The sequence below is a fragment of the Geobacter grbiciae genome, assembly GCF_018531165.1.
GTDB classification, from domain to species: domain Bacteria; phylum Desulfobacterota; class Desulfuromonadia; order Geobacterales; family Geobacteraceae; genus Geobacter; species Geobacter metallireducens.
On record NZ_JAHDIW010000001.1, the window covers coordinates 323,628 to 349,669 of the forward strand.

The following is a 26,042-nucleotide window of genomic DNA, read 5'->3' on the forward strand; positions in this document are numbered from 1 at the left end:
GAAACCGTCTTTTGTCAGTTACACTAAACAGCTCTTTCCGGGACGGGTAGAATCGTCAGCTCATCACCAACCAGGAAGAAATCTTCAACAAGAGATTCTTTAGTACAGTGCAGCTTGTTATGGCGGGCAGCGACTCACAGGGGTTGCGTTACGGCACCACCGGCACACCGGAGCAATTCTTTGTACATTGGAAGGACGAGGCACCAGCTGAAGCAGGTGCACCGCCGGCTGCTGGAGCGCTACTTGACCGGCCTTTGGCGCAGCTGTGCAACAAAGCACGGCTGCTCGACCTGATTCGTAACTTCATCATCTTCGACGCCGGCCAGAAGAAGGTGCCACGGCCACACCAGTTTCAGGGTGTCAAGGCGGCCCAGGAACGCATCGCCAAGCGTGAGGGCGGTGTTATCTGGCATACGCAGGGGAGTGGCAAGAGCATCCTGATGGTACTCATCGCCAAGTGGCTGCTGGAGCACGACCCCGATGCACGTATTCTCGTTGTCACCGACCGGGACGAACTGGACAAGCAGATTGAGGGGGTAATGAAGAACGCCGGGGTAATCGGCGCCGAATCAGCATCGCCACGCATTACGTCGCGGGCAGAATTTGTCGAAAAGCTCGGGGCGGCGACGCCACGCCTCTTGTGCGCACTGATCCACAAGTTCGATGTGGCCGACCTGAAAGGAGACCCGCCGCCGGTCATCGGCCGCTTCTATGTTTTTGTGGACGAGTGCCACCGCACCCAGGGCGGCGACATGAACAAGCAGATGAAGCGCTGGCTGGAGGGCGCCATCTTTGTCGGCTTCACCGGCACACCGCTTTTACGCAAGGATAAGCTGATGACGCGGGACGTCTTCGGCACCTACATCCATACCTATAAATTCCACCAAGCGGTAGCCGACAAGGTGGTGCTCGACCTGAAGTACGAAGCCCGCGACGTGCCGCAGCGGCTGACGACAAAAGACGCCATCGACAGATGGTTTGAGCAGAAGACCAGGAACCTTAACAATTTCCAGAAGGCGATCCTGCGCAAGCGCTGGGCGACGATGGAAGAGCTGATGAGTGCCGGCGAGCGCAAGCAACGCATCATCGCCAACATCATCGAGGATTTTGGCCTCAAACCGCGCTTGAACAACGACCGAGGCACGGCGATCCTGGTGGCCGCATCAATCTATGACGCCTGCCATTACTACCGGCTGCTCCAGAAGACCAGTTTCGGGGCTTACTGCGGCATCATCACGTCATTCGAGCCCAACCACAACGCCATCTCCCGCGAACCAAAGGACAGCGACGAACGGTACAAGTTCGATACCTACACGAAGCATGTCCTAAAGAGCGGTCAGACCACCAAACAGTATGAGGATGAGGCCAAGCGCCGCTTCATCGAAGAACCGGCAAACATGAAGCTCCTGATCGTGGTCAGTAAGCTGCTGACCGGCTTCGATGCACCGAGCTGCACCTATATCTACCTTGATAACGAACTGCACGACCACAACCTGTTCCAGGCCATTTGTCGCACTAACCGGCTTGACGGCGACGACAAGGATTACGGCCACATCGTAGACTTCAAGGAGCTGTTCGGTGATGTGCAGCAGGCCATTGCGGTCTACAGTTCCGACGAACTCGATATCGACGAGGGGTGTGGCGGTGATAACAATGTTCACCTGAAGAACTGGCTGGCCGAAGGGAGGAAGCAGCTCGACCAGGCTCGCGAGGCGTTGCGTTACCTGAGTGACCCGGTGCCCCTGCCACGAGAGGTGGAGCAGTATCTGCACCATTTCTGCGGTGATGCTGCCAATCCCAGCGCTCTGAGTGAAACCGAGCCGCTACGGATTACCTTTTACAAGGCCGTAGCTACCTTCGTGAGGGCTTTTGCCGACATCGCCCAGGATTTGACCAATGCTGGCTACACGGATGCCGAAGCGGTCGCCATCCAGAAAGAAGTCGAGTTTTACACAGACATTCGCGGTGCCATTAAAAAACACTCGTGCGAAGAGCTAGACATCAAGCCCTACGAAGCAGACATGCGCCACCTTATCAATACCTACATCCAGGCCGACCCGGCAACCGACCTAGGAGAGTTGGGCGATATGTCGCTGACAGAACTCTTCATCGAAACAGGCATCCACGATGCTATTGCCAAGTCACTCAATAAGAAAGGCAAACTCTCAAAGAATGCCATCGCCGAGGGAATCATCAACAACGTTCGCAAGACTATCATCCGTGACCAACTCACCGACCCACGCTTCTATGAGCAGATGTCAAAGCTGCTCGACGACCTCATCAAGCAGAGCCGTGAAGATACGGCGGCCTATGAAGAGTTTTTGCGCAAGGCCGAGGCGTTGGTAAAACGGCTGGCACGAAATCAGCCGGATGCAGAGATTCCTGCGGCGCTGCACGGGAAGCCGGAGGCCATCGTGCTCTACAACAACCTGCCAACCATTCCGGCCACGACGTTTCAGTACCCCACGGACGATGAAGAGAGGGCGAGGCTGGCGCTGGAGCTCGACCAGGTTATATGCGCGGAAGCACCGGCCAACTGGAAAGGCGATGAAACGCGGGAAAATCTGGTGAAAAATGCATTATATCCACGGTTGGCTAAAGACCGTGACGCGACGCTGGCGATTTTCGAAATCGTCAAGAGCCAACCGGCATACCGATGACCACAACGATTCAGATCGGCGAACTATCAATTCGCGTGACAAAGAAGAACATCAAGAACGTTCACCTGTCGGTGCATCCGCCCGACGGCCACGTGACTCTGGCTGCTCCAACGGGCACCCGCCTGGAAGTGGCGCGTGCCTATGCCATCTCCAAGCTCGGCTGGATTCGTGAACAACAGGCGAAGCTGAAGAATCAGGCTCGGGAAACTCACCGCCAGTTCGTTGAGCGCGAAAGTCATTACCTTTGGGGGCGGCGCTATCTGCTGTCTGTCAACGAACAGGACAGGAAGCCATCAGTTAAACTCGATCACAAGCGCATTACCCTGAATGTCCGCCCAGGCAGCTCGTCAGAGAAGCGTGCCGACGTCTTGCACGAATGGCATAAGGCGCTCTTGCATCAGGTGGTGCCAGGCATCATCACAGCATGGGAAACGAAGCTCGGAGTCAAAGTAGCCGGTTATTTCCTCCAGCGCATGAAAACCAAGTGGGGGAGCTGTAATCACCGGGCAGGCCATATCCGTATCAACACTGAGCTGGTGAAGAAGCCGAAGGACTTGCTCGAATACGTCATTGTGCATGAGATGGTACACCTGATTGAAAAAACCCACAGTGCACGTTTTGTGGCGCTGCTTGACGAGTATTACCCAACCTGGCGAGAAGCCCGCAGTGAGTTGAATGAGTTGCCATTGTCAGCAGTGAGATGGGGAGAATGATTGCTATCAAATGTGATTTGGTCTTTAGTCTATTTTTGCCATTGGTCTGACCAAGAGGCTAAGTGGTAGCAAAAAAGGCTCCAGTGACGTGCTGGAGCCTTTTTTATAGGCTTTTCATTCAAGGCTGACAACCTCGTGCCACAATGAAAAAGGCTGGGCACTTCTGAATTTCAGAAAGTGCCCAGCCTGGTTTTGTATGGCTCCCCACGCGGGACTCCCACCGCAATTTTTTCCGCCATCACTTCAGTTTTATGCTCAGTCCGGTCAAGAAAAACCATCCGAGAACGGAGTATCGGTTTCAAAGGATCTCCTGCTGATTGGTTCGGGATGTAATATCCGAACAACCAACTAAAATATTTGTCCTCAATATCAAAGTGTGTTACTAAAAGTCGGCATATAATTACAAGTGCCGACAGAGTGCAACCTATGGAACTATCCCGGATTGACACTATAATCTCTCTTGCCAAAGTGAAGGGAATGATTCGCCCCCGGGATTTAGATGGGTATGGCATACCCAGAGCATATCTGAGCCGTCTCTGTGACAAAGGACAGCTGGAACGGCTATCTCGTGGAATATCCGCAGTCCCAGGCTCAGAGATTACAGAACATTATAGTCTCGTGCAGGCATGTAAGCGAGTACCCAAAGGGGTTATATGCCTTCTCTCCGCGCTCAGGTTTATTGATCTTACCACCCAATCCCCCAGCGATATTTGGATTGCTATTGACAGAAAAGCCAGATTACCAAAGAGCGACGGACTGCCATTCCGCTTTGTTCGTTTCTCAGGAGATGCTCTTTACAGCGGGGTCGAGCTTCATGTGATTGAGGGCGTTGAGATAAAAGTTTATTCCCCTGCCAAGACGGTTGTCGATTGCTTCAAATACCGCAACAAGATTGGGCTGGACGTGGCACTGGAAGCCCTGAGGGAATGCTGGCATGAACGGCGCTGCTCCATGGGGGAGCTGTGGCACTTTGCAAAGATCTGCCGAATGAGTAACGTAATGCGTCCCTATCTTGAATCGCTGGCATGACCACAACGCCATGAAACAAACTCCGCAGGAAATTATCGAGCTGATCAGGCAAAGCGAGATCCGCCTTACCGAACTCGAAAACCAGCGTCAGCAGATCCTTGACCATCTGCACGATCTGCGTAAGCAACTGTCATTGCTAGAAGCACCACCCATCCCTGTCAGTGAAACCTCAGAACTGTCCCCCTCGGCAAAGATCTCTCTGTTCCGTTCGTTGTTTAAAGGTCGGGAAGACGTCTACCCCAAAATGTGGCTCAGCAAGAGCGGTGACCGCAAAGGATACATGCCGGCCTGCGGTAACGACGGCAACTACTCTCTCTGCGGGAAACGGAAATTCCCCCGGGTCAAATGTGCCGATTGCAATCATCAGGCGTATTTGCCACTCACTGACGAGGTCATCCGGGAGCACCTCCAGGGGAAACAGACCATCGGCGTCTATTCGCTTCTGCCGGATGATACCTGCCGGTTCCTAGCTGTCGACTTTGACAAGGCAACCTGGCAGGAGGATGTGGCAGCTTTTCGGGAAACCTGCAACGCACTTGACCTCCCAGTCGCCGTCGAACGTTCACGATCCGGCAACGGCGCCCATGTCTGGTTCTTTTTCTCGGAGCCGGTCGTTGCCGCAGTAGCCAGGGTGATGGGATGTTTCCTGATTACAGAGACTATGTCCCGCCGCCACCAGCTCAGCATGGAATCCTATGACCGACTCTTTCCAAGCCAGGACACCATGCCGCGAGGCGGTTTCGGCAATCTGATTGCACTGCCGCTGCAGGGCGAACCGCGCAAGCAGGGCAATTCGGTCTTTATTGACGAATCCTTCATTTCCTACGTTGACCAATGGAGTTATCTCTCATCCGTAAAGCGCCTCTCCTCCTTGGAAGTTCAAACCATCGCTGACAAGGCGACACGGCGAGGGCAGGTTATCGGCCTGAAGCTGCCGTCGGACCACGACGAAGACCAGGCGCCATGGGAACGCTCCCCGTCCGGTCGATTGCCGGAGCAGCGGATCAAGGGTAAGTTGCCGAAAAAGATTACGGCGGTACTGGCCCAGCGGATCTTTGTCGAAAAGAAGTCACTGCCCTCGGAGCTGCTCAACCGGATCAAGCGATTGGCTGCTTTCCAGAACCCTGAATTCTACAAGAAGCAGAAAATGCGGCTCTCCACCCACAACACTCCACGAGTCATTGCCTGCTTTGAGGAGACGCCAAAACACATTGGACTCCCAAGGGGATGTCGTGATGCGCTCGAAGAGCTCCTAAGAGAACATGGTATTCAGCTGAAGGTCGACGACAAGCGACAGAGCGGCGTTGCAGCGGAATTCACATTCCAAGGTTCGTTGACAGATATCCAGCAGCAGGCAGTTGCTGAACTGGAGAGTCATGACATCGGTATCTTCGTTGCGCCTCCCGGTTCCGGTAAGACCGTAGTCGGCGCCTGGATGGCGGCAGCCCGGAACTGTTCAACGCTTGTGCTGGTCCACCGCAAGCCGCTCCTTGATCAGTGGGTGGCGCAGCTTTCCACGTTTCTCGGTTTGCCCAAGAAATCCATTGGAACCATTGGCTCCGGAAAGAGCAAGGTGACCGGCACCATAGATGTGGCCATGATGCAGAGTCTGGTCCGCAAGGATGAGGTAGCTGACCTGGTGGCAAATTACGGCCAGGTTATAGTGGATGAATGCCATCACCTGCCGGCGTTCTCTTTCGAGCGGGTGCTGGCCGAGGTGAAAGCGAAATATGTTGTCGGTCTGACCGCGACACCGTACCGTCGGGACGGCCACCAGCCAATCATCCACCTGCAGTGTGGGCCGACCAGATTTGCACTCAACCGTAAGCAGCACGAAGGCAACGATGCGTTTACCCGTCGCCTGATCCTCCGGGAAACAGGCTTCACCCTGCAGGCTGCCGCCAGTGAGACAACCATTCAGGAAATCTACGCCCGGCTTACGGAAGACCGGGAGCGGAACCGGCTTATCCTGGACGATATTCGTAAGGCTTTAGTCGAAGGGCGATCACCGATCCTGCTGACTGAGCGTAAGGACCATCTGGAATACCTGGCAGGAGAACTGCGGGACTCGGTAAAGCACCTGGTGGTGCTGCAAGGCGGCATGGGGGTGAAACAGCGACGCAAGGTCATCGAACATCTGGCATCCATCCCTGATGAAGAGGAACGGCTGATACTGGCCACCGGCCGCTACATCGGCGAAGGCTTCGACGATGCCCGCCTGGACACCCTGTTCCTAGCACTCCCCTTTTCATGGAAAGGAATGCTGGTGCAGTACGCTGGTCGCCTGCATCGTCTTCACCCCGGCAAAGTTGAAGTGCAGGTTTACGACTACGTTGACAGTTCAGTGCCGATGCTGGCGAAGATGCATGAAAAGCGGATGAAGGGATTCAAGGCGTTGGGATATGAGCAAGCCGATCCATAGAAATTACACCCTCTTTCATCTGCTACAAAAAACAGGTAAATATCGGATAAGCACCGACAAGTTGGAACAGTCAAGCGAATGATCGGGTTGTTCATTTGGCACTGTTGTTCCTTTCCTCCGGTGTCTTCCATGACGTAAGCCATTTAAGGGCATCCGTAGTGTCAACCATCTTGCGTGCCAGAGTCAGTCGTTCCAGGACAGCAGTCTTCTCTTTATCCTCCAGATCGGCGATCCGGTGCTCGACGTCGGCAAAGAACTCCTCGATCCTTTTTGCCTTGGCCCAGGCCTTGATGATGTCGGATAACTCATCCCGGCTATCCTTGATAGCTTTGATCCGTCGGCGTTCAGCCTCTTCCAGCGCCTGCCTGCGTCTTTCCTCTTCCCGCCGCTGCCGTTCGATCTCGGCCTGGCGCTCACCTTCCTCAAAACGCTTGACGATGTTTGCTGTTTCGGCTTCAAGATCTTTTACCAGGTCTGCAAGCTTTCGCGGGAAGTCGCCGGTTTTCGACTCGCGCCACTGCCGCATCCATGTGACTCTCTGATAGGGAGAGTACACTTGCACGCAGAACCGCCTGCTCGGCAGGTCAGACATGCTCCGCCAGGAATATGATTCATAACGTCTCGGTTTCTTGAGTGGAAGTTCCGAGACCCGGGTGTATTTGCCATCCTGATGCTCCACTTCGACATTCTCACTCATCTCAAAAATGGTTACGCCAAAAGCTACGGTGCCGATAAAGACAACCGTCGGCCGTGAAGTGCTCCAGAGATCAGGATAATAATGTTCATTACGCCTCCCTCCTTTTTCACGTTGCTCAACTTCGTAGCGATGCAGATTCTGGCCATACGGTGCCAGGATGACGGAGTGACCACGTTTTTCAAAGGACAGATACAGGGTGTTTGCCACCTCGATTGCCCGATCCAGGGATTCCTTGGAGACAATTATGTCTGCAATCAGGTATTTTTTGGGCTTGAGGAAGCCGTTGCGGTCCTCGCCTGCTCCGGTCATGAGTTCCTTGAAGCCTTCGAGCAGCGGGTGCTGTTGCGGCAGTGACCGCCGGCGACTTTTATTTCGACTGCCATCTTGCGGCACCTGCGGTGGAGGCAGTTGAGCTACTCTTGCATAACCATCACGCGCCCATTCCAACTCATCCCCCGGACTGGCAGCTGGCAATGGCGGCTTCTTGGGGCGTTTGCCGGTGGCGTACATGGCCCAGTAGCCTCTTTGTGGCCGAGGGACCTTCAGTCGAGTGCAGATGCGGGCAAGGAAACTTGATGAAACCTTGTACTTCAGGGCGACAGTGGTCATCGGCTCCGCCCAGACCTCTTCATACAACTGTTCCCGGCTGACTCGGGTGTCCTTGTTGTTAGCATTATTTCCCCCCATAGTAGTACCTCTCCAATTGCAGACGTTGTCGTCCTACATAAATATATCTCATTTTGGCATGTCCTAAATGTTGTCTTTTACGACAAAAAGTGTATATTTGCGACTTAAATACACTTTAACGACAGGTGTGGGTGAGATAGTGGCAAAGCAGATTCCCGAACAAGAGCTGATTCCCATTGAGCGACAAATTGCCGCATCACCTAAGGGCGTAAGTATTTCAGAACTGGAGGCAGGCCTCGCCTCCATGGGATACATTATAAATCGCCGGACTCTTCTTCGTCGTTTGACAATACTGGTCGAACAGAATCGAATCATCGCATCGGGGGTTCTGAAAGGAAGGATCTACCGTCCTCCGCAGGCGCTCGTTACAGAAGCAGCCAACGACGAATCTCTCATCCCGCTATCCGATGCAGGCAATGAAATCCGCCGCTATGTCAGCCAGCCGATACAGCGTCGTGAGCCAACAGGATACAATCGAGATTTTCTCCTTTCCTATCCCGAAAACGGACCATACTTGGATGATGCCACGCGAAAGCACCTGCATCTGATCGGGCGAGCCCACCATGATCCCGTGCCTGCCGGCACCATGGCCCGCCAGGTTATGGGGCGACTGCTTATCGACCTTTCCTGGGCATCCAGCTATCTGGAGGGGAATACCTACTCTCTGCTGGAAACAGAGCGTTTGATCTCCTTTGGCCAGGCTGCCGAGGGTAAAGATGCCCTGGAAACACAGATGATCCTGAATCACAAGCAGGCCATCGAGTTTCTCGTGGAGTCAGCTGAAGAGATCAGCTTCAACAGATATTCAGTGCTGAACATCCATGCGATTCTGTCCGATAACCTGCTGCCCAACCCAGAAGCCTGCGGCAGACTGCGTCAGATCGCGGTAGGCATCGGCGGTTCGGTCTATACGCCGCTGTCTACCCCGCAACTCCTGGATGAATATTTCCAGCGGGCTCTCGATACGGCTGCCACCATATCAGATCCCTTTGAACAGGCGTTCTTCGCCCTAGTGCACCTCTCCTATCTGCAGCCATTCGAGGATGTCAACAAGCGAGTGGCAAGACTTGCCGCCAATATTCCGCTGGTAAAGCACAACCTCTGCCCGCTCTCGTTTATTGATGTCCCCAAGCGATCCTATGTCGAAGGAATACTCGGAGTCTACGAGCTGAATCGCATTGAGCTGCTGCGGGATGTATTTGTCTGGGGATACGAGCGTTCGGTTAAGCGATACCTGAGTACGCGGGAGGAATTAGGTGAGCCGGATCCGTTCAGGATGAAATATCGTACAGCCTTGACCGAGGTGATCCGTAACGTGGTCCTCCAACCCAATGTGGATTCTCGGGAATTTGTCAACACGTGGACAGCGAAGCAGATCCCCGAGAGTGACCGACAACGGTTCATCGAACTGGTACATACCGAATTGAGAGGCATGCATGAGGGGAATATCGCACGGTTTCGGCTGCGGCCGGGAGAATTCCAGCATTGGCAGGAAAAGAAGAGGTAACCATGGCACAGCTTGAACACATCGAAGCCATTGAAAAGCGACTCTGGAGCGCAGCAGACACGCTGCGGGCAAACTCCAACTACGCCAGTAATGAGTATTTCATGCCCGTGATGGGCCTGGTGTTTCTGCGACACGCCTACAGCCGCTATCTTAACGTCAAGGATGACATAGAAGCAGGTCTTCCCACACGTGGCGGTAAAACCAGGCCGCTGACCAAGGAAGACTTCTCGCAGAAAAGCGCTATCTTCCTGCAACCGAAGGCCCAGTTCGACACCCTCGTAGCCTTACCCGACAGTGTGGACCGCGCCAAGGCCATCATTGACGCCATGGAGTCCATCGAAGAGGATTACGAAAGCCTGCGCGGCGTACTGCCGAAAAACGAATATCAGGAACTCGACAACGGCGTGCTCGGCCAGCTCCTGCGTACCCTAAACCCCGAGGAGCTCAAGCGGGTCTCAGGTGATGTGTTCGGCCGCATTTACGAGTATTTTCTGACACAGTTCGCCGACCAGAAGGCCCACGACGGCGGCGAGTTTTTTACCCCGGTTTCGCTGGTCTCGCTGATCGCTAACGTCATCGAACCGACCGGCGGTACGGTGCTTGACCCGGCCTGTGGCTCAGGCGGCATGTTCGTGCAGAGCGCCCGGGTGGTCGAGCGGCGGCATGAGAACCCCACCGAGAAGCTCACCTTCTACGGTCTGGAAAAAAACGCCACCACCATCCGCCTGGCCAAGATGAACCTGGCGGTGCACGGCCTCGAAGGCGATATTCAGAAATCGATCACCTACTACGAAGACCCGCACGAACTGCTGCGTAAGGCCGACTTCGTCATGGCCAATCCGCCCTTCAACGTGGACGAGATCGACGCCGACAAGGTGAAGAGCGACCCGCGCCTGCCCTTTGGCCTGCCTGGCGTCAACAAGAAGGGGAAGGTCAGCAACGGCAACTACGTCTGGATCAGCTACTTCTACAGCTACCTGAACGAACAGGGCCGGGCCGGATTCGTCATGTCCTCCCAGGCCTCCAGCGCCGGGCGCGATGAAGCCAAAGTCCGCCAGAAGCTGGTCGAAACCGGCGATGTGGACATCATGGCCGCCATCCGCTCCAATTTTTTCTACACCCGCACCGTCCCCTGCGAGCTCTGGTTCCTCAATCGCGCCAAGCCCGAAGCGCACCGCGACAAGGTGCTGATGATCGACGCCCGCAACATTTATCGAAAAGTCACCCGCAAGATTTTCGACTTTTCCCCTGAGCAGGAGCAGAACCTCCTGTCCATCGTCTGGCTCTATCGGGGAGAGACCGGGCGTTATCTCGATCTCGTGGCAGGTTACTGCAAACGCATGCTGGCCGAGGGTGCGGCCTGCTTCACGATGAAAGACGACGAAGGCGAAACGGTCGAACCACTGCCGGACTTCATCGGTGCCTTGGCGACCCTGCGCGGCGCTGTCGAACCGTTCCTCAAAACCCTGCCCAAGGATGCGTCCCACGATGTAGGGGCGATTCATGAATCGCCCCTATGCGAACTGGACGACGCCATCCCGCTGTTCAAGGTGGATGTGGATGCCTTCCGAAAGACCGTCAGCGAGCAGCAGGTGGCATGGGAAACACAAAAGACGACCAACGGCGAACTCAAGAAAGCCGTGGACCGTCTCGCGCCGCTGGCTGAAACCAGCCGTGATCTGGTTAAGCAGACCGACCTGCTCTACAAGCTCATCTGCCGCTTGATCGAAATCTGCGAAAATGAGTGCGACGCTAAGGGCAGTGACGCCTGGGCAAGCCGCGACATCACTCGCGCCCGCAAGGCCACTGATGAAGCCCGAGCCCTGGCTGTGGGACAGCTCAAGCAGGTTCGCTATTTCTGGCGGCAGGCCCACTGGCTCACCGAACGCTTCCCCGAGGCCAAACTGCGCGATGTGGTAGGACTGGTCAAACTGGTGGACCGGGCCGAGGTCGAGTCCAACGACTGGAGCCTCACCCCCGGCCGCTATGTCGGCGTCGCGCCAGAGGAAGAGGATGAGGGCTTCGACTTCGAAGAGGCTTTGCGCGACATCCATGTCGAGTTGGAGGACCTGAACGCCGAGGCGGTGCAATTGGCTGCGACGATCAAAAGGAATTTTGTGGAGCTGGGGGTATGAGCTCGTTAGCTCAGCATTCTTGGCAAGAGATCGTGTTTGACCAAATCGTGAAAGATAGTGCATTTGGCCCCAGGTTCCCTGGGACAGCGTATGCAGACGATGGAAATATTGCGACTTTACGTACGACTGACATTTCTGCAGACGGTCATATCTCTTACGATACTATGCCGCTAGCACAACTTGATGAGGCGGCCTTCGCAAACCACTTCTTGAAACCAGGTGATCTTGTCATAACGCGCTCAGGTCGAATTGGTACTACAGCCATATTTGAAGGGCATGACAAACTTGTTCTACCTGGAGCATTCTTGATCCGATTTCGGTTATCTGAAGAAGCTAATCCACACTTTTTTTGTTACTGGTTCAACTCGACTTTAGGACAACAACGTTTGCTTTCAGTTGCACGAGGAGCCGCTCAGCAGAACATCAACATAACGAATGTAAAAACTCTGAAGGTTCCTCTTCCTCCCCTTCAAGGACAACAGTCTATTGTCTCAATCCTCTCCTCCTTCGACAACCTGATAGAGAACAACCGGCGGCGCATTCAGTTGCTGGAGCAGGCGGCGCGGCTGCTCTACAAGGAGTGGTTCGTCCACCTCCGCTTCCCCGGTCACGAGCACACCAGAATCATCGACGGAGTGCCGGAGGGGTGGGGGAGAAAAAAGATCGCCGAGGTCTGCGAAACGATAGGAGGCGGTACCCCCTCGACCAAAGTTTCAGAATACTGGGACGGCGATATTACCTGGGTCGTCCCATCGGATATTACGAACAACAACAGCCTCATTTTGCCGGAATCAGAGCGCAAGATTACAGCTAAAGGCTTACGAGAGTCCTCAGCCAAGATGGTCCCGGCAGAGACAATTCTCATGACTAGCCGTGCGTCAGTTGGATTTTTTGCTCTGATGGATCATGAGGTTTGCACAAACCAAGGCTTCATCAACATCGTTCCACACGACAACCAATCGCGGATGTACTTGTTGTTTAACCTGCTAAGCCGGGTCAATGAGATTCGCAGCAATGCCAAGGGTACGACTTATCCCGAGATCAGCAAAGGCCGATTTCGCGAAATGGACATAATCATTCCTTGCAAAACACTCATGAACCAGTTTGGGGAGATTGCATACGATATCATTCGGCAAATTCGGTGTCTGATGCGATCCAACGCGAATCTCGCTAAAGCCCGTGACATTATCCTGCCCAAATTGATGAACGGGGAGGTGGTGGTATGAATACTTCGGAAATTCTTATTTACCAGGCCGCCGACGGCAAAATCAAAATTGATGTCCGGCTGGAAGACGAGACGGTCTGGCTGACTCAGGATCACATGGCAGGGTTGTTCGGCAAAGCCAAGTCAACCATCAATGAGCACATCAAAAACATTTTCGCTGAAGGTGAGCTGGTTGAAGCTGATGTGATGAAGAAATTCGGAATTTCCGAATTTCAGCAAAAAGCCCCTAATTACTACAACCTGGACGTGATCATCTCCGTCGGTTACCGGGTCAAGTCCCATCAGGGTACCCAGTTCCGCATATGGGCAACCCAGCGCTTGAAGGAATATATCGTCAAGGGCTTCGCTCTGAACGACGAGCGCTTCAAGACCGGCAACTCGATGGCCTATTTCACGGAGCTGCAGGAACGCATCCGCGAAATCCGTCTTTCGGAGCGCTTCTTCTACCAGAAAATCAAGGATATCTATACCACCAGCATCGACTACGACCCCAGGAACGAAATGACCATCGATTTTTTCAAGGTGGTTCAGAACAAACTCCTCTGGGCCATCAGCCGGCAGACGGCGGCGGAACTGGTGTATCGCCGGGCAGACGCCGCGCTGCCCCTGATGGGTATGCAGTCGTTCGATAAGAAAGGTGGTCTGGCAGTGCACAAAAGCGATGTGAGCATTGCCAAGAACTACCTTGCAGAGGACGAAATGAGGCTGCTCGGCCTGCTGGTGGAACAATACCTGGCCTTTGCTGAAACCATGGCCCAGCAGAGAATTCCCATGCACATGTCAGATTGGATTCAACGGCTGGATGCCATTATTCAGCTCAATGGCCGGGAGTTACTGACCCATGCAGGCAAAATCAGCCAGCAGATGGCCCAGGAAAAAGCCGCTCTGGAATATGACAAATTCCGGGAATCGCAGCGACGCATCCAGCATGAAGAGAGCCTCAAGGAGTTGGAAAACGACATCAAAAAGCTGAAGCCGCTTCGGAAAAAGGGAGGCAATTGAATGACCCCCAGCCTCTACACCGAAGACACTCTCGTCCAGCAGACGACTGCCGAGTACCTGGAACAGAATCTGGGCTGGGAGTCGGTGTATGCCTACAACAACGAGGATTTCGGGCCGGGTAGCCTGCTGGGGCGTGAGTCGGACCGCGAGGTTGTGCTGACCCGTACCTTGCGGACGAAAATAGAGGAACTAAACCCTGGCCTGCCCGCCACGGCCTATGAAGACGCCGTACGTCAGATCGTTACGGTCTCCGCCTCTCAGACATTGGCCGCCACCAACCGCGAGAAGTATGAACTGATCAAAGACGGGGTGCAGGTCACCTTCCGCAACGCCAAGGGCGAGCGGGTACGCGAGCGCCTGCAGATCTTCGATTTCGATCATCCGGAAAACAATCATTTCCTCTGTGTCAGGGAGCTGTGGGTGCGGGGTGACCTGTACCGCCGCCGGGCGGATATCGTCGGGTTCGTCAACGGCCTGCCGCTGTTGTTCATGGAGCTGAAGAACGTCAGCAAGGATATCCGCGCCGCCTATGAGCAGAACTTTCTGGATTACAAGGACACCGTTCCGCATCTGTTCCATCACAATGCCATGGCGGTGCTGGCCAATGGGGTGGATGCAAAACTCGGCTCGGTCACCAGCCGGTTCGAGTATTTTCATGAGTGGAAACGCCTGGCCGAGGATCAGCCGGGCGTCGTGGCCATGGAGACGCTGCTCAAGGGGGTGTGCGCGAAAGCCAATTTCCTGGACATGGTGGAGAACTTCATCGTTTTCGATGACTCGGCCGGGGAATCGCGGAAGATTCTGGCCCGCAACCACCAGTACCTTGGTGTCAACCGGGCTGTCGAGGCGGTTCGCGACCGAAAGCTCAGGAACGGCAAACTCGGGGTGTTCTGGCATACGCAAGGGTCGGGCAAGAGCTATTCAATGGTGCTCTTCACCCGGAAGGTGCATCGCAAGCTGGGTGGCAACTTCACCTTTCTGGTCCTGACGGACCGCGACGACCTGGATACCCAGATCTACAAGACCTTCGCCGGCTGTGGCGTTGTGGACAACGACCGCGATCCGTGCCGGGCATCGAGCGGAGAGCACCTCACACAACTGCTGACCCAGCACAAATCGCACGTCTTCTCGTTGATCCAGAAATTTAACCAGACCGTGGTCGAAGGCGAGGCCTACTCCCGGCGCGACGACCTCATCGTCATCACCGACGAGGCCCACCGCACCCAGTACGGCACGCTGGCCCTCAACATGCGCAATGCACTGCCGAACGCCAGCTATATAGGCTTCACCGGCACGCCGCTCTTTAAGGACGACGAGATCACCCGGCGGGTGTTCGGCGAGTATGTCTCCACCTATGATTTCCAGCGGGCGGTCGAGGACAAGGCAACAGTGCCGCTCTATTACGATGCCCGCGGCGACAAACTCGGGGTGGCGGTTGGAGATCTGAACGAACGGATCTCTGAGAAGCTGGAGGAACTGGAGACGGGCAATCTCGATGTGGAACAGCGCCTGGAGCAGGAGCTCAAGCGCGACTACCACATTATCACTGCCGGGAAACGCCTCGACAAGGTGGCCCGCGATTTTGTCCACCACTATTCCACGGCATGGGAAACCGGCAAAGCGATGCTTATCTGTATCGATAAGATCACCTGCGTTCGCATGCACAAGCTGATTGAGTTCTATTGGGACGAGAGAATCGGCAAGCTGGAAGCGCAGTTGCCCACGGCCACGGATGAGCAGGACGAACAGTACCGGCGGCGGCAGATCGAATGGATGCGCCAGACACAGATGGCGGTTGTGGTCAGTGAGGAGCAGGGCGAGGTCGAGAAGTTCCGTAAATGGGATCTGGACATCATGCCGCACCGGCGCCTGATTAAGGAGGGTATTGCCCTCCCCGAGGCGATGCGGAAACAGCCTCAGTTCCAGAACATGCAGCGGTTGTCGCTGGATGATGCCTTCAAGGCAGAGGAGCACCCCTTTCGCGTCGCTATCGTTTGTGCCATGTGGCTGACCGGCTTTGATGTTCCCAGTCTTTCGACCTTGTACCTGGACAAGCCCCTCAAGGCGCACACGCTGATGCAGGCCATTGCCCGGGCGAACCGGATCAACGAGGGCAAGAACAACGGGATGATCGTCGATTACTGCGGCATTTTGAAAAACCTGCGCAAGGCGCTGGCCACCTTCGCCGGAACGGGCGATGACGGGCGCGGCGGAGAGGGTGGCGAAGCTGAGCCAGCCAAACCGGAAGAGGAACTGTTGGCCGATCTTCGTGAAGCGATTGCCTTTGTCCGGGCTTTTCTGGAGGAGCGAAACGCGTCTTTGGATGGGATTATCGGGCAGATCGGATTTGCCAGGAATGCGGCAATTCTCACGGCCAAAGAGGCGGCAAATGAAAACGACGAGACGAGAAAACGCTTTGAAGTGATGTGCCGGGCGGTGTTCTCGAAGTTCAAGGCCTGCATCACCATCGAAGGTGTCAATAATTGCCGGGCCGACTTCGACGCGATCAACATCGTCTATAAAAGCCTGCAACAGGACCGTGAGCAGGCGGATATCACCGATATCATCCGTAAACTGCATCAGGTCGTTGATGAGGCGATTGAGACACAGACCCAACCGGCTGTTGCCGAAGAGTCGCCACCTTACGATATCAGCAAGATCGATTTCGACCGGCTGCGCCGGGAGTTCGAGCGTAGCCCCGCCAAACGCACTACCGTACAGAATCTGAAAAACGCCATTGAGCAACGCCTGCAGCGTCTGCTCTTGCAAAATCCTTTACGGACAGATTTCCAGAAGCATTACGAGGAAATCGTTGCCGAGTACAATCGCGAGAAGGATCGGGTGACCATCGAAAAGACCTTCGAGGCCCTAATGCAGTTATTCGGCGAAATGAGTGATGAGGAGAGCCGCGCCGTGCGGGAGGGGCTCAATGAAGAGTCACTGGCCGTGTTCGACCTGCTGAAGAAGCCGGACCTGACAACTGGCGATATAAAGCGCATCAAAGCGGTTGCCGTCGAACTGCTTGAAACCCTCAAAGCAGAGAAGTTGCGGGTCAACCATTGGCGCGACAAAGAGGCAACCCGGGACGCAGTCCGTCTGGCTATTCAGGATTTTCTCTGGAACGAGGCAACCGGATTGCCGGAAACGTATTCCGAGGCTGATGTCCAGGATAGGTCAGATGCGGTTTTTCTTCATGTGTTCCGGGCTTATCCAACTGTCCCGTCACCCTATTACGCCAGCATGGCAGCATAGAGTGTCGGGAAAGGGATGATGAGCTACCTTAACTTCCAATATAACCACATGCTCCTGGAGATCACCTGTGTCGAGAGAGAGCAGCGGCGATTCAAAGAATAGTTAGGAGGATGCTTTGCGACTAATCAAGATGAGTAAGGAGCTAACTCCTTCACATGCAGAGGTCGTTGAATATTTCGAAGATCCAGAATCAGAATTCCGAACACGTCATGATATCTTTGGGATCTTCATGTTCACCAAAGGCCGCATATCTTCTGATGGCATCAACCCTGGTGAAACCCTTCTATTCTCCTATGAGGGAGAGATTGTCTATGTAGCCAAGGCCGCTAGTGGCCCTTTACCGACAACCGGTCCCGAATCAGCCGAATTTCCATATTATCTGCAGGTTGATTTACCTTCCATAAAAAGAGCTTCTATCTCACTTACTGAACTTCAAAATGCCATTACTGCTAAAACTGGGGAAAGCATTCAGCTATTGGGGCAAGGCTGGACACGGCTTCCCGATGATGAAGCCGTTGAAAACGTCATTAACAGCTTGGTGATGTCATCAACCGACATTACCGTCAGGTACAACCAACTAGAGTCGCGGGTGAAGGAGATTGTTGATAAGGAATGTTCTTCACACCGAATGTCCGTTCGAACATCAGCAGAGAAAGAGGCAGCCTCCATCATATCTTCCCACCTCGGTACTCTCACCTCGGACCAACTGGCTCAAGTCCTGAAGCTTGCTGACAAAGACTTCGGGAACGGCAAAGAAAAACTTGGTCGTTTCGGCCTGACGTTTCTGGGTGCCAATAGCGCCAAGATCTGCAGCAATATCGATACAGCCAACGATGTAATAAAGCAGTTGTGGGAACTGCCCGAATCCGAAGTCTTTTCTACAATTGATAAGTTCCTTAAAACAAAGCCACTTCCTGGCGCAGGAATCGGGTTCTATTCACTCATCCCGTACTTGCGAGATCCTCAGAAATTCAACATCTGGATCGATGTCATGATCTGGGCTGTAGAGACAATTGAAAAACGCCCCTTCAAGAAGAGGTCTGGAAAAGACTACCGCGAATACAACGCTGCAGTAAATGATTTCCGGGATCACTTCAAGCTTGAACCCCAGGCGCTGGATATTGTTCTGACCGTGCTCTACAAAGAGGATTTCGCGGATATGGCGCGGGTTGCTGGTCTGGAGACTCTTAAGAATAAATTTCTTACAAGTACCCCCGGGTTTGTTTCTTTCGCTGAACCGGGAGAATTCCTGCAGCAGGCAGAACTGGATTACAAACGTCTAGCCGTTATAAAGGCAAAGGAGCTTCTCGACCCGTATGTTAAAGGATCACATCAGGTTTCTGACGAAGAAGGAAGCGAACTCGCACAGAAACTATTCAAGCTGACAAACTTTCTCAACTGGCGAGACCTCCAGTACATATCCGGCGAACTCCTTGGCCCTCCAGGTCGCTGGTCGCATTACTGGCGCCTTGTTTTCCCCCTTCTTGTGGATTCTGAAGCCGAGTGGGAGAGTTCGCTCACGAAACTGCTGTCGTGGTTCGTCGAGATCGGGTGCAAGGCGAACATCTCCAAGCTCATATCCACGTACCCTCTTTTTCTCTGGAACCCGTCGGACCACTTCTTTATCAAGCCTTCGCTAACTGACACATTTTTCAAGTCTCTGAAACTACCTGTCCTGGGAGACGGCAAGCCCCTTACCGTCGAAGGCTACAGAAGGGTTCTCGATACCTGCTCCCGCATCCGGGAGGTCGATCTGGTTGAGTGGCTACCTAAGGATAATGTTGATATTCACACTTTTATCTGGATGGCCTGCTCAGGCGATCCGATGATTGAAGATTCGGGTTATTGGTGGGTAAATCAGGGTGCTTCATACGAGGCGGAATACAGGGTCGGCTACATATTCGCTCCATTGCAGGATGATAGAGGTGCATCTCTCGGACATTGGAATAATCTGGCAAAAGTAAGAACTGGCGATGTGATTTTTCACTATGCCGATCAGGCAATCCTGGCGATCAGCACGGTTACAAATGAGGCGGTTGAAGTCACACGTCCTGAAGGATCCATCGACGGTAAAAAGGGGCGTCTGGTGAAATGTTCCTACACTCCATTGCCTGCCCCTGTGTATCTAAGCTCTATTCCCCTCGAACAGAGGATTAAGGAAGGCGGCCCTTTCAACAAGAATGGTGGGGTAAAACAGGTATATCTGTTTCCGGTTTCCGAACAATTTGTCGGAGCCATTACCCCTCTCGTGGGTGTAGACTTTTTTAAGAAATTACGAAGAGGACAACTGGGACGTGAAGAGGCAACAGAAGGGGGTATGAACAAGGTCGCAAAAGCTGAAAACAAGATCCTCTATGGTCCTCCTGGGACAGGGAAAACACATTTTCTGAGATAGGAAATGGAGCGATATATTACTTCAGTCTCGGAAGAACCTGAAGAGACATATCTCGCAAGACTCGTTGCGGATAAGCCATGGTGGCAGGTTATAGGTGCTGCGGTGCTAGACATGGGCAGAATCAAGGTTCGTGACCTTCTGAAGCACAGACTCATTATCGCTAAACTCTCTCAAAGTGAGATCAAAAACCCAGGTGCCAGGTTATGGGCAACGTTGCAAAGCCATACCGTGCAGGAATGTCAACTTGTAAGGTATCAAAGGAAGCTTGATCCACAGTTTTTCTGGAAGGACGAGAATTCGGTCTGGTCGGTCAAGGAAGATCTGGTTCAGGATCTGGCTCCTGAGATATGCGATCTCAATAAGGATTCTGAGAAGATACCTCCATCCGAGACCATCAAACGCTATGAGTTCATTACCTTCCATCAGTCTTATGGGTACGAGGAGTTCGTTGAGGGAATTCGGCCAGTTATGGGTGAGGATGAGGAAGGCGGTATTCAATATAGGATTGAACCTGGCATCTTCAAGAAAATCTGCCAACGGGCTGAAAAGGATCCGACAAACGATTACGCAATCTTCATAGATGAGATCAACCGCGGCAACATCAGCAAGATATTCGGTGAGTTGATTACCCTCGTTGAGACCGACAAGCGGATAGGCGCAAAGAATCAACTGAAGGTCCGGCTTCCGTATTCAAAGCAGGAATTCGGGGTGCCGGCAAACCTCTCCATCATCGGTACCATGAACACCGCAGACCGTTCCATTGCCTTCATTGACATTGCCCTTCGGCGACGTTTCCAGTTTAAGGAGATGATGCCTAACCTTGACCTGGTTGAGGAAAATATTGGCGGTGTCAATGTGAGGTCGCTCCTGGACAAGATCAACCGCCGCATCGAATTCCTCTATGATCGCGACCATATGATCGGCCACTCCTATTTCTTGGATTGTACGACCCTCGAAGACCTTCGAGATGTATTTCTTCAGAATGTCATCCCGCTGCTTCAGGAATATTTCTATGGCGACTGGGAGAAGATCTGCTTGGTACTTGGCTGCGGCGCCAACGGCAACGGCGGAGCAACTAAAAACCAGCATCCTTTGGTCAATGCTGAAGAGTTGATAGAAAAAGATATCCTCGGATTCGATCACCTGGATTTTGACGATTGCTGCCGCTACGAAGTGCATCCCGATTTCAGCAAGGCCACCGGTGAAAAGCTGAAGAATTACCTCACTGCCATATATCAGCCACATGCCAAGAGTGCGGATACTCAGGAAGGGTAGATGCGGTATCTGACGGTTACCGAATACGAGCGCATTCCACGCACGGAGCAGAACCAAAAGCTTCTTTCACGGCTGCAAGCTTTTGACGAGTCCTGGTGTGGTTCGGGAGGAGAGCCGATCTTTGATTGGCATGACCGGAGGTTTGTCCGGGCACGGAATTACGTCGGAGTCATTGCCGTTCCGGGTGGGGCCGTAGAGATACTCCCGAAAATAGACAAACAAGGCGAGGCGGGGAAGACGCGCGCTCAGCACAACCTGCTGTACATGCTCTCCATGACCCGCAAGATCGTCGGCGAGGATCGGGACCTTGCCACTATTGGCACCCAGAAGATGCCTCTCCTAGAACAGTTGATCGCCCTGTTCGCGGCGCGGACACTGTCTGAGCTGAAACGGGGAATCGACCACACTTACGTCACCCAGGAGGATAATCTCCGCTGCCTGAAGGGAAAGCTTCTGGTCGGACAGCACGCCGTGAAGAACGCGCTGCATCGAGAACAGCTCTATTGCCGGTATGATGATTTTATTTCCGATACCCCGATCAACAGAATTTTGAAAGCGGCGAGCCGTCGGCTCCTGTTCATTTCCAAGACTGCATCCGCACAAAAGAAGCTTCGGGAAATCATCTTTTTTCTGGATGACGTGACCGATCTGGAGGTGGCGGAGCACCACTTTGACGACATCCACTACAACCGCAACACGGAGAGATTCCAGCCGCTCATCAATTTTTCCCTGCTGGTTCTGAAAGGGATGAGTCCGGCGTGGAGTTTGGGCAAAGAGACCTCGTTTTCCCTTCTCTTCCCCATGGAAGAACTGTTCGAGGAATTCATCGCCCGATATATTCATCGATATGCGGATCAATTCGGATTGTCGCGAGAACATATACATGCACAGGCAATCGGTCGTCGCGAATGGCTGCTGAGAAGGGAGCATGATTCCTCTGGCAAGTTCCGGTTAAAACCCGACCTGATTATCGACGGTCTGGATGGCAGTCCTCAGTTGATTCTCGACACAAAATGGAAGCATTTATTATCTGATGCTGAAGATTCAAAAAACGGTGTGTCTCAGGCGGACATCTATCAACTTTATGCTTATGCACATCGTTATGAATGCCAGGACAATATCCTGCTTTTCCCTTTTGTCGCGGGTGTTTCGCCTAAATCGTATAGAATCCAAGGGAAATACTGCAGCCACAGGATCAGGGTTGAATTTGTGAAACTGAATCGAGACTTAAGGACAGATGGCTCAGCATTCCGGGAGGAGATCGGAAAAGTCCTGGGGCTTGCGGCTGCTTGAATCATCTCTTGAAATGGGTGTGAAAACATTATGACTGTTGCTAATCGATCATCTCGCAAAAATGTCCTGTTAAGTCAGGTCCTTCCCAAGCTTAAGGGAATGAGCTCTTATTTCTCGCTCGCTGCCGTCAAACGGTCTCTGTCTGATGCGAACATTGAGCTTGCTGACGATACTCTTCGTGAGTATATGAGCGCAGCCATGACAGCAGGCATCGTCTCAGACGCCGGGAGGGGGTGGTACAGCCGTCATACAGCGCAGGTCAGCCTTGATCCCAAACCGGTTACAAAGATAATACGGGCAATGAAAAAAGCTTTTCCGCTTCTTGATTTCTGTTGCTGGTCCACGGTCCAGTTCAACCCTTTTGCCCTTCACCTTATCGCTCAACCGACCATTATTATTTACGCCGAGAATGACGCTCTGGACAGCGTTGCAGATACTCTGAAGGAGAATAGCTGGGATGCGTGGGCAAATCCCGGCAAGGCCGAGGCAGAGCGTTATGTTCGTCCTGGTGAGAAAACGGTTGTTCTCCGACCCGCCATAAGCAAACAACCAGTTGCAGCGGATCATGCGGCGCCGATAGAAAAAGCACTGGTCGACCTTATGGTGGAATCATCCAAACTCCAGATAATGGATCCCAACGAAGTTCAACGGATTATTAATGCTGTTCTACAGGCCGGCATTGTTCAACTGCCAGTGATTATTGGGTATGCAGAAATTCGCGGAGTAAAATTTGAAAGCCAGGAGATAACCCACTAATTCCACTTTAACCGAAATGGTGGAGTTAATGGGTTAATAATATGATCGCTGAAATCTGTTTCACAGCCGACTGGCTGGACAAAAAGAGAAAAGAACTCAAGGGGGTAGACCCTTCCCTTCTTGAAAGGGCACTCCATGCCTTTGCCCTCCTAGGACACCTTGCCGAGAGCGATCTGAAGTTTGTCTTCAAAGGTGGCACAAGTCTCCTGCTGCATGTCCCGGTCATCCGCCGGCTGTCCATCGATATTGATATCCTCTGTTCGGCGCCGACGGCAGAACTGGATCGGGTTCTGGCAGAAGTAGCAAAGGTACCGCCGTTCATCCGCTATGAAGAAGATGAACGGGGCTCCCGTGGTCTGCCGGAGCGGCGACATTTCAAGTTTTTCTACACCCCCCTTGTTGTCGGCAACCCGGCACCCTATGTCTTTCTGGATGTCGTGGAAGAACCGCATGTGCCGCATGAGGTGACAGTCAAACCGATTATGCCTGATATCCTGGAGATCAGGAGGGAGATCCTCGTCACGGTTCCCACGGTGGAAAGCCTGCTGGCGGACAAGTTGACCGCATTTGCTCCAAGGACTACCGGTGTGCCGTTTGACACCTGAGTTCATCCATGTCGCCGAGCTTTTCCTATTCCAAGGGGAAGAAATATTACTATTACCGGTGCATGGTGAATAATGATCACAGCAAGGATCAATGCCGGATCGGCAGTGTCCATGCGCGTAAGCTGGAAGACCTGGTTGTGAATGAGCTGAAGTTTCTTGCCGGAGATCCACGGATTATTGATGGTGTCGTCGAGAATGCTTCAAAGGAGCAGCGGGAAAAGGTGAAAGCCCTTGCCGCCAAGAAGAAGGTCCTGACGGACCGGCTGACCCAGGTGGACAAAAAAGCAAAAAATCTGCTTGAGGTCCTTGGCGAGGGAGGTACCCAGAATAATCGCTCTGGCTACATCACCAAGGAGCTTGACGGGCTGGAGATTCAGGCAAAGCAGATGCGGAAAGAGATCGAAGCCATCGAGTTTGAGTCCAATGATCTGGAGAACAAGATTCTCAGCGCCGACATGATCCGGGAGAACTTCAAAATCTTCAAGGATGTGTATGATCATCTGACTCATGACGAGAAATATGATCTGCTGCACCTGCTCGTGAAGAAGGTCATTTATTTCGAAGAAGAGGGAAAAGACAAGGACGGTAAGAAGGTGGGAAAAATAAAAATGGATCTATGGGAGTTGCCTGCCATAGATCCATCTATATTGAGCTCAGCAAAGAAATTTGCTGAGCGTCACGTTTGGCTCCCCAGCGCGGACTCGAACCACGGACAAGGTGGTTAACAGCCACCTGCTCTACCGACTGAGCTACTGGGGATCGGAATGTTTCCCGTAAGTTGTTAACCTTACGGTGCTTTTTGCTGGTTTTCGGCTACAAACCCTGCTTAGAAGTGCTTGAATTTACAGCCCAAAACTTTTGTAGCGCAAAGCGGAGATTTTTTTACCATACCAGATTTGGGATGTCAATAACATTCCTGCCGATGGTAGGCTGGGTTCGATTGCCACAGCCTCACGTATCCAGCGTAACCACTGAGCTGCATGATACTGGTTACACGTCGACGTAAAAAGCGTCCATATTACGCATGGTTCCAGCATTGTAACCATGTAACCAGTGTAACCATCCATGAACTCGAGACTATTATGCCGTGAAAGCGAAGGCATTCGACCTGTCACTCGCTGTTGTTTAGAGCATAAGATGGTAGAAGCGGCATGCCTTACCACCATAGGCCGGTACTCGCTGTAACACCTCGTACCTTCCAGTGGGCGCGATGAGGATACCTCTTGATGACAGAAGTCTGCACATTTGCCGAGTGTCGAAGCCGGCGCATACCTCCGTGTGGAATACTTCAGGCTTTATGAAGAAGTCAATAACGCCGTTATCGTTCCCGTGACGGAAACCAGCGCATCCGGCGCCCGGGAAATTCCGATCCTGAAGATCCTGGAAGCGACTCTTGCCCTGGGATTCAAGGAAACAAAGAACCTGTTCAACCATCTGATCAGATCTCTGAATTTCATCGCCGTACTTGAAAGCCTCCCAATCTCGAAGACACTTGGCAACTCCTCGCATAGCCTCTCCCGGAGGCCAACCGGTTATCCCATAGTGGGTTGTCAACTCCCCTGCCGCCGCAACGAGAGCGAACCGCTTCATGATCCTTCGCTGCTGGGGGGCGGCGTTAGGACGCTGAAACTGAGATAAAAACTCACTCATGGCATCCCTGGTGATCCTTAGGCCACCTTGGAGGTCTGCCGTCAAGCACTCGAGGAATTCCACGAATGGGGATCCATACACGCAAGAAGCATTTGTCTGCATGAGTGAGGCAAGTTCCTCGGGACGTTCGAAGCCGTGAAGGCATTCAAAGAGGCCAGAGCCTGCTCCAGCATCAGCCGGTATGTCTACCAGACGGACCTCCTGACCAGCCATGGCCTTCTTGCCACCGGCATGCATGCATTCAGAGAGGGTAATCTCTCCGCTAGAAAGGGTTAGCAGGCGCCAAGTTAGCAGGGGTCTCGTTCCCGAGTACCCTGACCTGAGTTTCCCCATTTCATTGGCCAGCATGTACGCAATATCCCCGACTTTCCTGGGATCAATCTGTGCCATCTCGTCCAGAATGAGGAGTGCATCATTATGCCCTGCCGCAACCTCCTCCAGGGCGTTGTCCGTTGACCGCCACCCCCTTATATAGTCTGGTCCGCCACAAACGCTTGCTACAATCTTGAGAAATGTCGACTTGCCACCAGTGCTGTCGCCGAACAAGTGAAAACCGCCTCCCTCCATTCCCAGCGGCCGCAGCAGGGGTGCCGCGAAGGCAGAGGACATAGAAAAGATCAGCCTGCTATTGCCGGGGCAATAGACGGCAACATGATTTTTCCAATGCTCTAGATTCCCGCTAACCGCAAACTTCCCCTCGCTTCCGCTTGTTCCGGGCTGGTAAACTCCCCGTGCCATC

Annotated in this window: 17 protein-coding genes, 1 tRNA gene and 2 pseudogenes; 15 read left to right on the top strand and 5 right to left on the bottom strand. The window is 53.3% G+C overall.

Annotated elements, in window-relative coordinates:
* Positions 1-62: 62 nt before the first annotated feature.
* From KJB29_RS01470 to KJB29_RS19790, 3 genes and pseudogenes are all read left to right on the top strand, one after another.
* Complete coding sequence (locus tag KJB29_RS01470; protein ID WP_215733372.1) at positions 63-2,660, top strand: type I restriction endonuclease subunit R; 2,598 nt, start codon at positions 63-65, stop codon at positions 2,658-2,660.
* Positions 2,657-3,373, top strand: a complete 717-nt coding sequence (locus KJB29_RS01475; RefSeq protein ID WP_215733042.1) for a M48 family metallopeptidase — start codon at positions 2,657-2,659, stop codon at positions 3,371-3,373. The genes KJB29_RS01470 and KJB29_RS01475 overlap by 4 nt, the downstream gene beginning before the upstream one ends.
* A gap of 426 nt (positions 3,374-3,799) precedes the next feature.
* Positions 3,800-3,937 (top strand): annotated as a pseudogene (locus KJB29_RS19790) (type IV toxin-antitoxin system AbiEi family antitoxin domain-containing protein); the annotation flags it as partial.
* 216 nt (positions 3,938-4,153) lie between these two features.
* Here KJB29_RS19790 and KJB29_RS19795 read toward each other — a convergent pair.
* Complete coding sequence (locus tag KJB29_RS19795) at positions 4,154-4,309, bottom strand: hypothetical protein (protein ID WP_246560297.1); 156 nt, start codon at positions 4,307-4,309, stop codon at positions 4,154-4,156.
* Between the two features lie 103 nt (positions 4,310-4,412).
* Here KJB29_RS19795 and KJB29_RS01485 point away from each other — a divergent pair, with 103 nt between their 5' ends.
* Complete coding sequence (locus tag KJB29_RS01485; protein ID WP_215733044.1) at positions 4,413-6,824, top strand: TOTE conflict system archaeo-eukaryotic primase domain-containing protein; 2,412 nt, start codon at positions 4,413-4,415, stop codon at positions 6,822-6,824.
* Positions 6,825-6,915: 91 nt separating this feature from the next.
* Here the strand turns inward: KJB29_RS01485 and KJB29_RS01490 are convergent, their stop codons facing one another.
* Positions 6,916-8,208, bottom strand: coding sequence for a hypothetical protein (locus tag KJB29_RS01490; RefSeq protein WP_215733045.1), 1,293 nt, complete (start codon positions 8,206-8,208; stop codon positions 6,916-6,918).
* 139 nt (positions 8,209-8,347) lie between these two features.
* On the opposite strand from KJB29_RS01490, the gene KJB29_RS19645 reads away from it, so the two are divergent.
* The 11 genes and pseudogenes from KJB29_RS19645 to KJB29_RS19800 form a co-directional block, all read left to right on the top strand.
* On the top strand, positions 8,348-9,715 hold the full coding sequence (locus KJB29_RS19645) for a Fic family protein (RefSeq protein WP_215733046.1): 1,368 nt from the start codon (positions 8,348-8,350) through the stop codon (positions 9,713-9,715).
* 2 nt (positions 9,716-9,717) lie between these two features.
* Positions 9,718-11,850, top strand: coding sequence for a class I SAM-dependent DNA methyltransferase (locus KJB29_RS01500; RefSeq protein ID WP_215733047.1), 2,133 nt, complete (start codon positions 9,718-9,720; stop codon positions 11,848-11,850).
* Positions 11,847-13,076 carry a restriction endonuclease subunit S gene (locus tag KJB29_RS01505; protein ID WP_215733048.1) on the top strand — a complete coding sequence of 410 codons (1,230 nt, stop codon included), beginning with the start codon at positions 11,847-11,849 and terminating at the stop codon, positions 13,074-13,076. Before KJB29_RS01500 ends, KJB29_RS01505 begins: the two co-directional genes overlap by 4 nt.
* Positions 13,073-14,077 (top strand): virulence RhuM family protein, encoded by a 1,005-nt coding sequence (gene rhuM, locus KJB29_RS01510; RefSeq protein WP_215733049.1) that lies wholly within the window; start codon positions 13,073-13,075, stop codon positions 14,075-14,077. Before KJB29_RS01505 ends, rhuM begins: the two co-directional genes overlap by 4 nt.
* Positions 14,078-17,329 carry a type I restriction endonuclease subunit R gene (locus KJB29_RS01515; protein ID WP_215733050.1) on the top strand — a complete coding sequence of 1,084 codons (3,252 nt, stop codon included), beginning with the start codon at positions 14,078-14,080 and terminating at the stop codon, positions 17,327-17,329. It begins immediately after the preceding gene.
* A gap of 115 nt (positions 17,330-17,444) precedes the next feature.
* Positions 17,445-19,724: a hypothetical protein gene (locus KJB29_RS01520; protein ID WP_215733051.1), complete on the top strand. Its 2,280-nt coding sequence runs from the start codon at positions 17,445-17,447 to the stop codon at positions 19,722-19,724.
* A 3-nt stretch (positions 19,725-19,727) separates the two neighbouring features.
* The gene (locus KJB29_RS01525) at positions 19,728-20,999 is read left to right on the top strand and encodes an McrB family protein (RefSeq protein ID WP_215733052.1); all 1,272 of its coding nucleotides are present in this window, start codon (positions 19,728-19,730) and stop codon (positions 20,997-20,999) included.
* On the top strand, positions 21,000-22,292 hold the full coding sequence (locus tag KJB29_RS01530; protein ID WP_215733053.1) for an McrC family protein: 1,293 nt from the start codon (positions 21,000-21,002) through the stop codon (positions 22,290-22,292).
* A 30-nt stretch (positions 22,293-22,322) separates the two neighbouring features.
* Positions 22,323-23,048: a DUF6577 family protein gene (locus KJB29_RS01535; RefSeq protein WP_215733054.1), complete on the top strand. Its 726-nt coding sequence runs from the start codon at positions 22,323-22,325 to the stop codon at positions 23,046-23,048.
* A 41-nt stretch (positions 23,049-23,089) separates the two neighbouring features.
* Positions 23,090-23,653 carry a nucleotidyl transferase AbiEii/AbiGii toxin family protein gene (locus tag KJB29_RS01540; RefSeq protein WP_215733055.1) on the top strand — a complete coding sequence of 188 codons (564 nt, stop codon included), beginning with the start codon at positions 23,090-23,092 and terminating at the stop codon, positions 23,651-23,653.
* 8 nt (positions 23,654-23,661) lie between these two features.
* Positions 23,662-23,793 (top strand): annotated as a pseudogene (locus KJB29_RS19800) (recombinase zinc beta ribbon domain-containing protein); the annotation flags it as partial.
* Between the two features lie 60 nt (positions 23,794-23,853).
* Here KJB29_RS19800 and KJB29_RS01545 read toward each other — a convergent pair.
* The 3 genes from KJB29_RS01545 to KJB29_RS01555 all read right to left on the bottom strand — a co-directional run bounded on the left by KJB29_RS01545 (position 23,854) and on the right by KJB29_RS01555 (position 26,041).
* On the bottom strand, positions 23,854-24,162 hold the full coding sequence (locus tag KJB29_RS01545; RefSeq protein ID WP_215733056.1) for a hypothetical protein: 309 nt from the start codon (positions 24,160-24,162) through the stop codon (positions 23,854-23,856).
* Positions 24,163-24,336: 174 nt separating this feature from the next.
* Positions 24,337-24,412: transfer RNA gene (locus KJB29_RS01550), tRNA-Asn, on the bottom strand.
* Between the two features lie 366 nt (positions 24,413-24,778).
* Positions 24,779-26,041 carry a DUF927 domain-containing protein gene (locus KJB29_RS01555; RefSeq protein WP_215733057.1) on the bottom strand — a complete coding sequence of 421 codons (1,263 nt, stop codon included), beginning with the start codon at positions 26,039-26,041 and terminating at the stop codon, positions 24,779-24,781.
* Between the last annotated feature and the right edge of the window lies 1 nt (position 26,042).